At 71.7% G+C, this 13,812-nt stretch carries 11 protein-coding genes; 10 read left to right on the top strand and 1 reads right to left on the bottom strand.

The annotated features are described in order from the left end of the window. The first annotated feature begins 15 nt into the window (after nt 1–15). Genes GA0070614_RS29860 through GA0070614_RS29815 form a run of 10 tightly spaced genes read left to right on the top strand, consistent with a single transcriptional unit; the run spans nt 16 to nt 12,763 of the window. Nucleotides 16–267 carry an acyl carrier protein gene (locus tag GA0070614_RS29860; protein ID WP_088979072.1) on the top strand — a complete coding sequence of 84 codons (252 nt, stop codon included), beginning with the start codon at nt 16–18 and terminating at the stop codon, nt 265–267. Nucleotides 268–325: 58 nt separating this feature from the next. After that, a complete protein-coding gene (locus tag GA0070614_RS29855; RefSeq protein WP_088979071.1) occupies nt 326–1,159 on the top strand; it encodes an SDR family oxidoreductase in 834 nt (277 codons plus the stop codon). 10 nt (nt 1,160–1,169) lie between these two features. Beyond that, nucleotides 1,170–4,121, top strand: coding sequence for a 3-phosphoshikimate 1-carboxyvinyltransferase (gene aroA, locus GA0070614_RS29850; RefSeq protein WP_088979070.1), 2,952 nt, complete (start codon nt 1,170–1,172; stop codon nt 4,119–4,121). A gap of 58 nt (nt 4,122–4,179) precedes the next feature. Further along, nucleotides 4,180–5,325 carry an acyl-CoA dehydrogenase family protein gene (locus GA0070614_RS29845; protein WP_088979069.1) on the top strand — a complete coding sequence of 382 codons (1,146 nt, stop codon included), beginning with the start codon at nt 4,180–4,182 and terminating at the stop codon, nt 5,323–5,325. Next, on the top strand, nt 5,322–6,140 hold the full coding sequence (locus GA0070614_RS29840; RefSeq protein WP_088979068.1) for an SDR family oxidoreductase: 819 nt from the start codon (nt 5,322–5,324) through the stop codon (nt 6,138–6,140). Before GA0070614_RS29845 ends, GA0070614_RS29840 begins: the two co-directional genes overlap by 4 nt. Further along, nucleotides 6,133–8,247, top strand: a complete 2,115-nt coding sequence (locus GA0070614_RS29835) for an oxidoreductase (protein ID WP_088979067.1) — start codon at nt 6,133–6,135, stop codon at nt 8,245–8,247. The genes GA0070614_RS29840 and GA0070614_RS29835 overlap by 8 nt, the downstream gene beginning before the upstream one ends. Further along, nucleotides 8,240–9,529 (top strand): beta-ketoacyl-[acyl-carrier-protein] synthase family protein, encoded by a 1,290-nt coding sequence (locus tag GA0070614_RS29830; protein ID WP_172892531.1) that lies wholly within the window; start codon nt 8,240–8,242, stop codon nt 9,527–9,529. The genes GA0070614_RS29835 and GA0070614_RS29830 overlap by 8 nt, the downstream gene beginning before the upstream one ends. Further along, entirely contained in the window at nt 9,526–10,611 is a 1,086-nt protein-coding gene (locus GA0070614_RS29825; protein WP_088979066.1) for a branched-chain amino acid aminotransferase, read from the top strand. Before GA0070614_RS29830 ends, GA0070614_RS29825 begins: the two co-directional genes overlap by 4 nt. Nucleotides 10,612–10,614: 3 nt before the next feature. Further along, complete coding sequence (locus tag GA0070614_RS29820) at nt 10,615–12,366, top strand: beta-ketoacyl synthase N-terminal-like domain-containing protein (RefSeq protein ID WP_088979065.1); 1,752 nt, start codon at nt 10,615–10,617, stop codon at nt 12,364–12,366. Beyond that, a complete protein-coding gene (locus tag GA0070614_RS29815; protein ID WP_088979064.1) occupies nt 12,272–12,763 on the top strand; it encodes a PaaI family thioesterase in 492 nt (163 codons plus the stop codon). The genes GA0070614_RS29820 and GA0070614_RS29815 overlap by 95 nt, the downstream gene beginning before the upstream one ends. A 372-nt stretch (nt 12,764–13,135) precedes the next feature. On the opposite strand, the gene wrbA is transcribed toward GA0070614_RS29815, so the two are convergent. Beyond that, nucleotides 13,136–13,777 (bottom strand): NAD(P)H:quinone oxidoreductase, encoded by a 642-nt coding sequence (wrbA, locus tag GA0070614_RS29810; RefSeq protein ID WP_088979063.1) that lies wholly within the window; start codon nt 13,775–13,777, stop codon nt 13,136–13,138. Nucleotides 13,778–13,812: the final 35 nt, after the last annotated feature.

The raw sequence follows: 13,812 nt of genomic DNA, 5'->3' as shown, positions 1-13,812 counted from the left end.
GAAGGGAAAGCACCCATGCCGCAGGACACCGTCGCCGCCGACGTCGAGCAGTTTCTCCACACCGAACTCGTCGACCTCGGCGTGGAGGAAGAGGCGATCCGCCCGGACGCGAAGTTCGACCAGCTCGACATCGACTCGCTGGACGTGGCGGATCTGATGACGAGCGTCAAGAAGAGCTACGGGGTGGACATCCCACGCCGGGATCTCATCGGCATGACCCTCCGTGAGCTCGTCGAGCGGGTGGTCGCGGAGAGCACCGCAGCGTAGCGGTGACGGCACAGCTCGGCCGCCTCGCCAGGGGCTCGCAGCGGAAAGGCAGCGCAGGTTGGAACTGTTCACCGGGCGGACGTACATCATCACCGGCGTGCTGAACACCGAGTCGATCGCGTGGCACGTCGCCGAGGCACTCCAGCGGGCGGGCGGGACGGTCGTGCTGACCTCGTTCGGTCGCGCGCTGCGCATCACCCGCAAGGCGGCCGAGCTCCTGCCGACACCCGCGGACGTCGTGGAGCTGGACGTCACCGACGACTCCAGCTTCGAGGCCCTGGCCGCCGAGGTGGCGCGGTGGGAACGGCTCGACGGTGTCCTGCACAGCATCGCGTACGCACCGTCGGATGCGCTCGGCGCGGCATTTCTCACCACCCCGCCCGGCAGCGCGCTGGAGGGTTTCCGCACCTCGGCGTACTCGCTGCAGCAGCTCGCCCACGCGCTCACCCCCGCCCTCAGCCGCAATGAGCGCGGCGGCGCGATCGTCGGGATGACCGTCGACGCCGGGCGGGCGCTGCCGGGGTACGACTGGATGGGCGTCTACAAGACGGCGCTGACGTCGATCGCCCAGTACCTCGCGCTGTATCTGGGTCCGCAGGGAATCCGGGTGAACCTGGTGGCCGCCGGCCCGGTGGAGACCGTGTCGGCACGCGGCGTCACCAGCTTCGGCGAGCTGGCCGACCACTACGAACGCTGGGCACCCCTCGGCTGGGACCGGAACGATCCGGCCCGGGTGGTCGGTGCGGTGCTGTTTCTGCTGTCCGGTCTCGCCCGGTACACCACCGGGCAGGTGCTCTACGCCGACGGCGGCATGCATGCCGTCCTCGGCGGCGTCGGAGCCCCGACACCGTCGTCGGGCGAACCACCGCACCGCAGCCCTCGCCCGCAGTGAAGGAGGAACTGTGCGTCTGCTGGTCAAGGGCCGCATCGGGTCGCTGACCGGGGAGCTTCACGTCCCGGTCTCCAAGTACCACGCTCACCGTGCCCTGATCCTCGCCTCACTCGCACCGGGCACCACCCGCATTCAGGGCTTGTCCGACGCCGGCCACGTGCAGCACACGATCCAGGCGCTGCGCCAGCTCGGCACCGAGATCCAGGTCGGCGACGACGGCGACACGCTCCTCGTGACCGGTGGTCAGTACCGGCCGGTCCGGGAGCGGGTGTCGGTGGGCAGCTCCGGCACGACCCTGTACTTCCTCACGCCGCTGGTCGCCCTGGCGGCCGCGCCGGTCACCATCGTCGGCCAGAAGTACTTCCGGCGCAGGCCCATCCGCCCCCTGCTGGGGGCTCTCGAGGGACTGGGGGTGCGGCTCGACGCACCAACCGGTACTCCGCCGATCTCCGTCGCGCCGCGCGTGCCCACCGGCGGCAGGGTGCGCATTCCGGGCACCTTGTCACAGTGGATCTCGGGGCTGCTGCTGCTCGCGCCGTTCGCCACCGGGCCGAGCCTGATCGAGGTCACCGGTCCGTTCAACGAGCGTTCCTACGTGGGTCTCACGATCGCGATGATGCGGCGCTTCGGTCTGGTCGTCGAGACCGGGCCGGACGGCCGCACGTTCGCCGTCGAGCCGAACCAGCGGCCGCATCCCGCAGTGATCGAGCTTCCGCCCGACATCGGCTCGGCCGCGTTCGGTCTCGCGGCTTCGGCGCTGCGGCCTTCCAACGTGCTGTTCCGCGGCCTGTCCGCGGTCGGCGCCGCGGAGACCGATCACCCGGAGGCGGACCTGCTCGACATCCTGACCGGAATGGGCCTGCCGCTGCGGCGCGACCCCGGTACCGGGTTCGTGCGGGTACAGCACGACGGGCTGCGGCTGCGGCCGGTCTCGGTCGACTGCCGTTCGGTGCCGGACATGCTGCCGGTGCTGACCGTGCTGGCCAGCCAGGCCGACGGCACGTCGACGCTGGACAGCGTCGACCATGTGCGGCTCAAGGAATCCGACCGGGTCGCCGCGATGCTTCAGCTCAACCAGATGGGCGCCCGGCTGGACCTGCACGGCGACCAGCTGCGCTGCCACGGGGTCTCCGGGCTCACCGCGGCGGAGCTGTCGTCCTTCAACGACCACAGGGTGCTGATGGCGCTGGCCGTCGCCGCGTCACAGGCCGAGGGGGAGAGCCGGCTCACGTACCCGAACGCGTACCGGATCTCCTACCCCCGCTTCGTTGACGAGATGAACGCGATCGGCATGTCGATGTCGGTGGAATCCGGCCGCAAGCCGGATCGCCGGCGGGACGCGCAGCAGGACGTGATCGACCCGGGCCGGATCGCCACCGAGCCGCTCGACGCCCTCGTCGGGCGGTGGGCGCGGCGGCGGCCCGACGACCCGGCGGTCGTCGAGGCGGCCTCCCCGGGCCGTGCCGAGCGGTGCCTCACCTGGCGTGAACTCGACCAGCGCGCCGACGCCGCCGCCTCGATGCTGCTGGAGCTCGGTGTGGAGCCCGGCGAGCCGGTGGCCTGGCAGCTGCCGAACTGGACCGAGTCGGTCGTGCTGACCATCGCCACGCTGCGCATCGGCGCGGTGTGCTGCCCGCTCATGCCCATCTTCCGCGAGCGCGAGCTGAGGTACATGCTGGGCCGCGCCCGGGCCCGCGTGGTCGTCGTGCCGGAGCACCACCGCGGCCGCGACCACGCTCGCGAGCTGGCTGCGTTGCTGACCGGCCCGGAGGCGCCCGCGGTCCGGCACGTCCTGGTCGTCGCCGGCGACGGGCCGCTGCCCGAGGGCGGTGGCGCCCGGTGGCACCGATTCGACGAGGCGCTCGCGCGGCAGCGTCCCGACCGAGGGGTCCTCGACGCCCGCCGCCCGGCGCCGGACATGCTCGCCCAGCTGCTGTTCACCTCCGGCACGACCGGCGAACCCAAGGGCGTGCTGCACCGGATGGAGACGCTGACCAGGGCGGCCGCGATGGCGGCCCGGCATCTGGGGCTGACCCGCTCCGACCGCGTCTTCGTCCCGTCACCCCTGGCCCACCAGACCGGGTTCCTGTACGGGATGTGGCTGGCGCTGACGCTCGGCGTCCCGCACATCCTCCAGCCGGTGTGGGACGGGCCGGCCGCGCTGGCCACCCTGCGCCGATGGCACGGCACCTTCGTACAGGCGGCCACCCCGTTCCTGGTGGATCTGGTGGCCGCGGTGGAGTCCACCGGCCGTCCGCCGGCCGATCTGCGGATCTTCGTCGCCACCGGCGCCGCCGTCCCCCGGGCACTGGCCGAGCGGGCGACCCGCGTGTTGGACGCCGCGGTGTGCGGTGCCTGGGGGACCACCGAGACCTGCCTCGGCACCCTGGGCGCGCCCGGTGACGAGCCGGCCTCGGTATGGGGCACCGACGGGCGGGCGCTGGCCGGTGTCGGCATCCGGGTCACCGACGACGCCGGCGCCGCGCTCGGGCCCGGGCAGGAGGGCGTCTTCGAGGTCGTCAGCGATTGCCTGTTCGCCGGATACCTGGACCACCCGGATTGGACCGCCGCGGCGATGACGTCCGACGGCTGGTACCGCAGCGGTGACCTCGCGGTGATCGACGAGTCCGGCTTCGTGCGCATCACCGGCCGGGTCAAGGACGTGATCAACCGGGGCGGCGAGAAGATCCCCGTCGCGGAGATCGAGCAGCTGCTGCACGCCCATCCGTCCATCGCCGATGTCGCCATCGTCGCGATGCCCGACGAGCGGCTCGGGGAACGCGCCTGCGCATACGTGGTGCGTACCGGCGACATCGACTTCGCCGAGGTGCAGCACTTCCTCGACGAGCAGAAGGTCGCCAAGCAGTACTGGCCGGAACGACTCGAGATCATCGACGAGCTGCCGCGCAATCCCGTGGGGAAGGTGCAGAAGTTCCTCCTGCGGGAGTGGGCGAGCCGGTGACGCCAAGGCCGACGCCGACGATGACGCCCATGGCGACCATGACGAGAGGAACGCGGTGATGACCACGGACGAGAGCCGTTTCCAGGCCCTGCGGGAGGAGGTGGAGGCGTTCGTCCGCGGGCCCGGCGAGCAGTACGCGGCGCAGATCGAGCAGACCCGCGCGGTGCCCGGCAGGCTCTACGACGAGCTACGCGACCTGGGCTATCTCAGGTTGGCCGCACCCGAGGAGTACGGCGGCCGCGGGCTGCCCTTCGTCCGCTACCTCGAGCTGCTCGAGCTCTTCTCGATGTCCCACGCCTCGCTGCGGATGATCGTGCACGTCTGCAACGGCGTGTGGCGGTCGATGGACCAGTTCGCCAACGGCGAGCAGCGCAAGAAGTTCGTGCTGCCGCAGGTCGCCGGGGACATCAGGGTCGCGTTCACGCTGACGGAACCGACCGCCGGGACCGGAGCCGACCTACGGTGCAGCGTGGTGCGCGAGGGGGACACCTACCTGCTCTCCGGTGACAAGCATCTGATCACCTTCGGGGTGAGCTGCGACTGGTGGTTGACGTTCGCGCGGCTGCACGGCACCACAGGCAAGGACGGCACGCTCGCCCTCATGGTGGACCGGCACGCGCCCGGCGTCACGGTGATGCCCATGCCCGACACGATGGGCGTGCGCGGCACCGACCACGCCAGGCTCACCTTCGACCGCACGCCGGTCCCGGTGGCGCACCGGCTCGGCGAGGAGGGTCAGGGCCTCGAGGTCGCGCTCGGCGGCTTCCTCACCCCGAGCCGGATCGCGGTCGCCATGACCTGCGTGGGGTTGGCCCGACGGGCGCAGGAGTTGGCCGTTGCCCATGCCCGCGCCCGGCGTACGTTCGGCAAACCCCTCGCCGCCCGGCAGGCCGTCGCCTTCGCGCTGGCCGAGAACGCCGCAGACCTCGAGGCCGCCCGCCAGCTCGCGCTGTACGCGGCGGGCCGATGGGAGTCCGGCGACCCGCGCGCCGCGGCGCTGTCCTCGATGGCCAAGCTCACCGCGGTCGACATGCTCGCCCGGGTGACCGACAAGGCGCTCCAGGTGCACGGCGGCATCGGCTACTGGGAGTCCAGCCCGATCGAACGGGTCTACCGGGACGCGCGGGCGCAACGCTTCGAAGAGGGCACCAACGAGATCCAGAAGACCGTGATAGCCCGCGACGTGCTGGGGGATGTGCGATGACCGACCACCCGACCGGTGTCCACGAGGGAAAGGTCTCGCTGATCACCGGAAGCTCCCGCGGCATCGGGCGGGCGCTGGCGCTGGCGCTGGCCGGCTCCGGAGCCTCCGTCGTGGTGAACTACAAGAAGAACGCCGATCTCGCCGACCAGGTGTGCGGCGAGATCGAAGGGCTCGGCGGCAAGGCCGTGGCCGTGCAGGCCGACGTCGAGGACCCGGCCCAGATCGAGCGCCTGTTCGACACCGTGGGCAGCACCTTCGGCCGGCTCGACTACTTCGTCTGCAACGCCGCCGCCAGCTCGTTCAAGAACATCGCCGACCTCAAGCTGCACCACCTGGACCGCTCGTACGCGATGAACATCCGTGCCTTCGTGCTGGGCACCCAGCGCGCGGTGGACCTGATGGACAACGGCGGGCGCGTCGTGGCGCTGTCGAGCTACGGCAGCATCCGGGCCTACCCCACCTACGCCAATCTCGGCGCGGCCAAGGCGGCCATCGAGGCGTGGGTGCGGTACATGGCGGTGGAGTTCGCGCCGCGGGGCGTCAACGTCAACGCCGTCAACGGCGGCATCATCGAGTCGGACTCCTCGGAGTATTTCTACAACGTCCCCGGCATGGCTCCGCTGTCGCGGGTGCTGCCGAAGATCCCCAGGGCACGCATGGGCACCGTCCAGGAGGTGGCCGATGTGGTCGCGTTCCTGCTCGCACCCGCCTCGGAGTACATCACCGGCCAGACCATCGTGGTGGACGGCGGCCTGTCGGTGGTCGCACCGCCCTTCGCCGAAGATCTGACGCCACCGCTGGGCCGGCATGGCTGACGAGTTCCGGCACGTCTTCCGGGCCGGCCGGATCGGGTCGCTGCACATCCCCCACCGCATAGTCATGGGCGCGATGCACCTCGGGCTGGAGACGCGCGAGGACGGCGGTGCCGCGCTGGCCGCGTTCTACGCGGAGCGGGCCCGCGGCGGTGCCGGGTTGATGATCACCGGCGGCGCCGCGGTGAGCGTGGCCGGCGCGGGCGGGCGCGGGTACGGCGTGCTCGGCGACGTCGCCTTTCGCGACCGCCTGCGCCGGGTCGTGACAACGGTCCACGACGCGGGCGGGCTCATCGCGTTGCAGTTGTTCCACGCCGGCCGGTACGCCTCGCCGACGGCGTTCGGGGTGTCTCCGGTCGCGCCGTCCGCGGTGCACAGCAGGTTCTCCGGCAGCACACCGCAGGCCCTGACCGCGGCGCAGATCCGTGCCACGGTGGCGGACTTCGCACGAGCGGCGGCGCTGGGCCGCGAGCTCGGGTTCGACGCGGTGGAGATCATGGGCTCGGAGGGCTACCTCGTCGACCAGTTCCTCTCGCCGCTGACCAACCTCCGGGACGACGAGTGGGGCGGCGACGCGCGGCGCCGACGGCGTTTCGGGGTCGAGGTCACCCGGGCGGCCCGGGAAGCCACCGGCGCGGACTTCCCGATCGTCGTCCGGTTCACCGGGCTCGACCTGATGGCTGGTGGCACCCCGCACGCCGACGTGCTGGACTTCGCCCGGTCGCTGGTGGCCGCCGGTGCCGACGCGCTGAACGTCGGCGTCGGCTGGCACGAGTCCCCGGTGCCCAGCGTGCAGGCGATCGTGCCGCCCGGTGCGTGGATTTCCGTGGCCGCCGCGGTGAAGGCGGCGGTCGGATCGACCCCGGTGATCGCCAGCAACCGCGTGAACCGGGTCGGGCATGCCGAGGACATCCTCGCGACGAGCGGGCTCGACTTCGTGTCGATGGCCCGCCCGTTCCTGGCCGACCCCGAGCTGATCACCCGCAGCCGGCGGCGGCGTCCGGTGAACGTCTGCATCGGCTGCAACCAGGCCTGCATCGACCGGTCGCTGGTCGATGGGGAGGTGTCCTGCATGGTCAACCCGCGGGCCGGCCGGGAGCTGACGGCGCTGCCGGCGCGCAGCGCCCGACAGCTGCGGCTGGCCGTGATCGGCGGCGGCCCGGCCGGCCTGCAGGCCGCGCACGCACTCGCGTCGGCCGGGCACCGGGTCGACCTGTATGAGGCCGCGGACGGGCTCGGTGGCCAGTTCCGTCTGGCGGGCCGGGTCCCGGGCAAGGCCGACTACCACGCCACCATCGACTATTTCACCGCAGACCTGGACCGCCTCGGCGTCCGGATGCATGTCGGCCGCCCGATCGGCGCCGGTGACGTCCCCCTGCTGCGGGCCTTCGCCGGCCTGATCGTCGCCAGCGGGGTACGGCCCCGCCGGGTCGAGATCCCCGGCGCCGACCTGCCGCACGTACTGACCTACCCCCAGGCGTTCGCCGGCGGCGCGCTGCGCGGACGCGTGGCGATCATCGGAGGCGGAGGCATCGCGGTCGACCTTGCCCACCTGGCCGCTCGCGGTCCGGAACGGCCGGACGAGATCGAGCGCTTCCTGCGCACGTACGGGCTCGCCGCAGGTCCGGCTCCGGCCGCCGCCGAGCTTGAGGTGACGATCCTGCACCGCGGTCCCCGGATCGGACCGAGACTCGGTCGGTCCAGCCGCTGGGCGGTGCTGGCGGACCTGCGCCGGCACGGAGTACGGATCGTCTCCGGGGTCCGGTTCCGGCGGATCACGTCGGACGGCGTGCACATCGTCGACGCCGCCGGTGCGGACGCCGTGGTACCGGCGGACACGGTCGTGATCGCGGCCGGGCAGACGGCCGACGGGGTGGTTCCCGCGCTGGCCCGGCAGGCCGGCGTGTGGCACCGGGTCGTGGGCGGCGCTCGCGACGCCGATGGGCTGGACGCCGTCCGGGCGTTCGCCGAGGGGTTCGCCGTGACGGCGGACGTGGTGGCGGAGCTGGAGCAGCTCACGCCGGCTGTCCACACGACGCGGGCCGGTCGCGATGCGGCGCAGGGCCGGTCCGGACAGCTGCTCGTTCAGGGAAAGGCCGGTCATGGATAGCGGACACCCGACCCGTCCAGAGGTGGTGATCACCGGCATCGGTGCGGTCACCCCGGCGGGAGTCGGCAGGGAGACCACCTGGCGGAATCTGCTCGCCGGGCGGTCCGGCGTCGGCCCGGTCACGGCGTTCGACACGAGCGCGTTCCCGACCCGGATCGCGGCCGAGGTGATTGGCTTCGATCCGTCGGACCACCTGGACGCCAGACGTGTCCGCCGGTCCGCACGGTTCTCCCAGTTCGCGGTGGTGGCGGCGCGGGAGGCGATCGCCGACGCGAAGCTGGAGATCGACGCCGACAACGCCGGCCGGGTCGGCGTGGTGGTGAACGCGGCCGTCGCCGGCTTCGACACGGTCGAGACGGCCACCCGGGGACTGGTGGCCCTGCCCCAGCCCGTCTCGCCGAGCAGCTACTTCGTCCCGTCGTCACTGACCAACATGCCGGCCTGCGAGGTGGCCATCGACCTGGGCGTGCACGGCCCGGTGAACGCCAGCGCGTTGGCCTGTGCCAGCGGGCTGTACGCGCTGCTCGATGCCCGGCGACTGATCCTCGCCGGTGAGGCGGACGCCGTCGTGTGCGGAGGAACGGACGCGGCGATCACCCCGGTCATGTTCGCCGGCCTGAGCGCCATGGGTGCGATGTCGCAACGCAACGACGATCCCGCCGCGGCGAGCCGGCCGTTCTCGGCCGACCGGGACGGCTTCGTCTTCGGCGAGGGGGCAGTGCTGATGGTGGTGGAGTCGGCCGAGCATGCCGCCCGGCGTGGCGTCGTGCCCTACGCCACTGTCTCGGGTGGTGCCCTGACCTGCGACGCGTTCCACGTGAGCGCACCGAGCCCGGACGGCGCACACGCGACGGCGGCCATCGGCGATGCGTTACGGCGTGCCGAGGTGCATCCCTGCGAGGTGGACTACATCTGCGCACACGGAACGTCCACCCAGGCCAACGACCGGACGGAGACCAGGGCGATCCGGGCCGCGCTGGGTGAGTCGGCGCAACGGGTGGCGGTCAGCAGCCCCAAATCCATGGTCGGTCACCTGATCGGAGCGGCCGGCTCCCTCGGAGCCATGGTGTGCGCCATGGCCATCCGGGAAGGCGTCGTGCCGCCCACCATCAATCTGGACGTGCCCGACCCGCAGTGCGACCTCGACTACGTCCCTCACGTGGCCCGGAAACTGCCTGTCAGGGTGGCGGCGGCCAACGCGTTCGGGTTCGGCGGGCAGAACTGTGTGGTGGTGTTCCGTGCGCCAAAATATTCGATGCCCGCCCAGGAGGGGATTCGATGAGTATCGCGTTTCCGCTGCACCGTAACGAGAGTCCGCTGCCCGACGGCGACCGGGAGGCGATTCTCGCCGCACCCGGGTTCGGCCAGTACTTCACCGACCACATGGCGTCGGCGGTGTGGACAGCGGATTCGGGCTGGCACGACGGGAAGGTGACCGCGCTGGCGCCGATCCCGCTGCATCCGGCGGCCGCGGTGCTGCACTACGCCCAGGAGATCTTCGAGGGACTGAAGGCGTTCCGGCACGCCGACGGGAGCGTCTGGCTGTTCCGGCCGGATTTGAACGCACGGCGGTTCGTGCACTCCGCGCGCCGGCTGGCGTTGCCGGTGCTCGAGGAGGAGGCGTTCATCGCCAGCATCGAGGCCCTGGTGCGGGCCGACGAGTCCTGGGTGCCCGCGCACGACGGCCGGACGAGTCTCTACATCCGCCCCTTCATGTTCGGCTCGGAGGCGTTCCTGGGGGTGCGCCCGGCGGCACAGGTCAGTTACTACGTCATCGCTTCACCTGCTGCGTCGTACTTCTCCGGCGGCGCGGCCGGGGTGACACTCTGGGTCAGCAGCACCTACACCAGGGCGGCCGAGGGCGGCACCGGCCGGGCCAAGTGCGGCGGCAACTACGCGGCCAGCCTCGCCGCTCAGGTCGAGGCTCATGACAACGGTTGCCAGCAGGTGCTCTACCTCAGCGAGCCCGGCCGGGGTTACCTGGAGGAGTCGGGCACGATGAACCTGTTCCTGGTCACCGCGGACCGTGAGCTGATCACACCGGGCCTCGGCACGATCCTGGACGGGGTCACTCGAGCCAGTGTCCTGAAGCTGGCAGCGGAGCACGACCTGAAGGCGGTGGAGCGGCAGATCGGCATCGACGAGCTGCGGGAGCGCTGCGCGGCGGGCTCGATCTCCGAGATGTTCGCGGCCGGGACCGCGGCCGTCATCACGCCGATCCTCGCCATCAAGGGCGAGGGCTTCGAGCAGGTCGTCGGTGACGGCGAACCGGGATCCTCCACACTGGCGATCCGCGAGCACATCGTCGGCATCCAGAGCGGCCGCCTCGCGGACAGCCACCACTGGCTGCACCGGGTGGTGTAGCCAGTGGCCCTGGACCCACCACCCCCGGCACGGGCGGCGCCGCAACGCGTGGCGATAGTCGGCGTCGGCATCCGCGCACCCGGTGACGTCGTGGACACCGCGTCGTACTGGTCGGCGTTGTTGGAGGGCCGCGACCTGACCGGCGAGATGCCGGCCGATCGGCGCGCGCCGTTCGGCGCGGAGTGGGACGACCTGATCACCCGTGGGGGTTATCTCGAGCGTGCCTTCGACTTCGACGCCCGGTTCTTCGACATGTCGCCCCGAGAGGCGCGGACGGTAGACCCACAGCACCGGCTACTGCTGGAGGTGGTGTGGGAGGCGTTCGAAGACGCGGCCATCCAGCCGGGTGCGGTGGCCTCCTCGACCGGCGTGTTCGTCGGGATCACCGGGCAGGATCACTGGTCCTGGCTCACGGGCGAACCCAACTCGTACTGGACGATCGGCAACGGGCACAGCTTCGCGGCGGGGCGGGTCGCGTACACGCTGGGTCTGCAGGGCCCGAGTTTCGCCCTGGACACCGCATGCTCGTCCTCCCTGGTCGCGGTGCATACCGCCTGCCGTGCGCTGACCGCCGGAGACTGCGACATCGCGGTAGCCGGCGGCGTGAACCTGATACTCGCGCCCCGGACCACCCGGGCCGTCGCCCGCACCGGCGCGTTGTCGCCGGACGGCACCTCCCGGCCGTTCGACGCGGCCGCGAACGGGTTCGTCCGCGGCGAGGCATGCGCGATGCTGGTTCTCAAACGACTGGACGACGCCGTGCGCGACCGGGACCGGATCCACGCGGTCATCGACGGCACCGCGATCAACCAGGACGGACGCTCCGCCGCCTTCACCGCACCCAGCGTCGAGGCGCAGACCCGCCTCATCCGGTCCCTGCTGGCCACGATCGGCCTGACCGGCGCGGACATCGGCTACCACGAGGCGCACGGCACCGGCACCCCGCTCGGCGACCCGGTCGAGATGGCGGCTGTCACGGCCGCGCTGCGCGGCGGGCCCGGTGAGGGCGCACTGCACGTCGGCTCGGTCAAGGGGAACGTCGGGCACACCGAGTCCGCCGCCGGCGTGCTGGGGTTGATCAAGTCGGTGCTCTGTCTGGAGCACCGGCTGATCCCACCACAGGCCCACTTCACCACGCTCAACCCACGCATCGATCTCACCGACACCGGCGTGGTCATCCCCACTACGCCCACCTCGTGGCCGGCCGGGGCGGGCGGCCACGCGTCGGTCTGCTCCTACGGAATGAGCGGCACCAACGCCTATGCCGTTCTCTCCCCGGCGCCCCGCATCACCCCGGTCGCGGCTCCGCCGCCGGGGTTCGCGGTCTCCGCGCGCACGTCGGCGGCCGTAGCCGCGCTCGCCGGGCGGTACCGAACCCACCTCGCCGGGCTCGACGAGGCCGACTACCCCGCGTTCGCCTACAGCGCCACGCATGGGCGCACCCGGCACCGGCGCACCGTATGGGTGGACGCCGCCTCCGCCGCCGCGGCGCGGGAGGCGGTGGACGCCGTGGCCGCCGGCGTGGAGCACCCTGCGGCAAGGTTCCTCGACGAGGCGGAACCTCTGCCCTGGCAGGCGTCGCGCGCCGCACGGCGCGTCGCCTCGCTGCCGAGCTATCCGTGGGAGCACGTGACCTACACGGCTGACATCAGGGGGTCAGATGACCGTGACCGAGCCACTGGACGAACGCGACGAGACGCAGCCGAGCGTACCCACCGGGTTGCCGCCGCGCCTGACGCTGCCCGAGCTACGTGAGCTACTGACCGAGTTCCTGCCCGACTCGGGCCTGCGGGTGACGGAGATCTCGCCGCACCGGGTCGTCGTCACCGCCGGCCCCGACGGGCTGGAATGCCGCCCCGGAGGAACGCTGTCCGGTCCCGCCATCTTCAAGGTTGTCGATCTGGCGGCATTCCTGGCGGTGAACGCCTACGCCGGGAGGGTGCTGACCGGGGTACTGACCCACGGCAGCGTCAACCTGCTGGAGGCGACCGAGCCCGGTCCGCTCGAGGTGGTGATCGAGGTGGTGAAGCTGGGCCGCCGGATGGCGGTGACCAACGGCCGCGTCCACGATCAGTGCGGACGTCTCGTCGCCGTGGCGACCATGCAGTTCGCGTTGCCGTCGCGCCAGGTACACGGCCTGAGCCGGACATAGGGCAGAGCAGCGAGTGCTGGGTACACGAACTCGCCGTCGTGGTGGCCGCTGAACCGTCCTTGATCAGAAGCGTCGCGACCCGGAGGAAGGCAACCTTGAGGTCGAGTGCGGGGCCGGCGAGACGTCGAGCAGCCGACGCGCGCGACGGTGTTCGCGCGACCGAGTCGCCTGCATCGAGTGGCGCCGAGCCAGTGGTGGGGGGCAACCGAGGCCGTCCGGCGGGCGCCTCGGTGTGCCGGTGGCCAGCCGTGCCGGTATCGCGACCGGCTCTCCATGGCGGTCGCGCTACCGGCAGGCGCTCTGGGTCGTACGGCCCCTGGCATCTCCGCGCTGTCGGATCGGCGCGCCCTTGGGAGCGCCGGTCCGCAGGAGTTACCCGAGTGGACTGTCAGCGCGGACGGCGGTCACGGCGGCCGCTATGCGGGCGAGGCGTGCGCCCTGGAAGCGCGCGGCTTCGAGGACGGCCTTGACGTACTCGGGATCCCGGCTGGCGCGGCTCTCGACCTGGCTGACGCCGTACGGGTTCCCGCCGGCGGCGTGAGCGGTGTCGTAGTTCAGGTAGCCCGTCGGCACGATGATCGCCCCCCAGTGGTGGAAGGTCTGGTAGAGGCTCAGCAGTGTCGCCTCCTGGCCGCCGTGTTCCTCGTACGTGGCGGTGAAGCCGGTCGCCGGCTTGTCGGCCAGTTCCTCCGCCTGCCAGGGGGCAGTCGTGGTGTCGAGGAACTGACGCAGCTGGGAGCAGACGTTTCCGAAACGGGTCGGCGTGCCGAATGCGTACCCGTTGGCCCACCTGAGGTCGTCCAGGGTGGCGAGGGGGATGTCGGCGGTGGCGTCGAGGTGGGCCCGCCACTGGGGCTTGGCATCGATGACCTGCTCCGGCGCCAGCTCTGCCACCCGGCGCAGGCGGACTTCCGCGCCGGCGTCGGCGGCGCCGTCGACGAATGCCCGGGCGAGTTGGTGCACGGTGCCGGTCGCGGAGTAGTAGATGACGGCGATCCTGGCGTCCGCGTGCATGGTGCCTCCTTGGGTCGGCTCAGTTCCCGATCAAC

The sequence above is a fragment of the Micromonospora coxensis genome (assembly GCF_900090295.1).
GTDB classification, from domain to species: domain Bacteria; phylum Actinomycetota; class Actinomycetes; order Mycobacteriales; family Micromonosporaceae; genus Micromonospora; species Micromonospora coxensis.
Note: the sequence above shows the minus strand (reverse complement) of the source record. Positions and strands in the feature narration are given on the sequence as shown.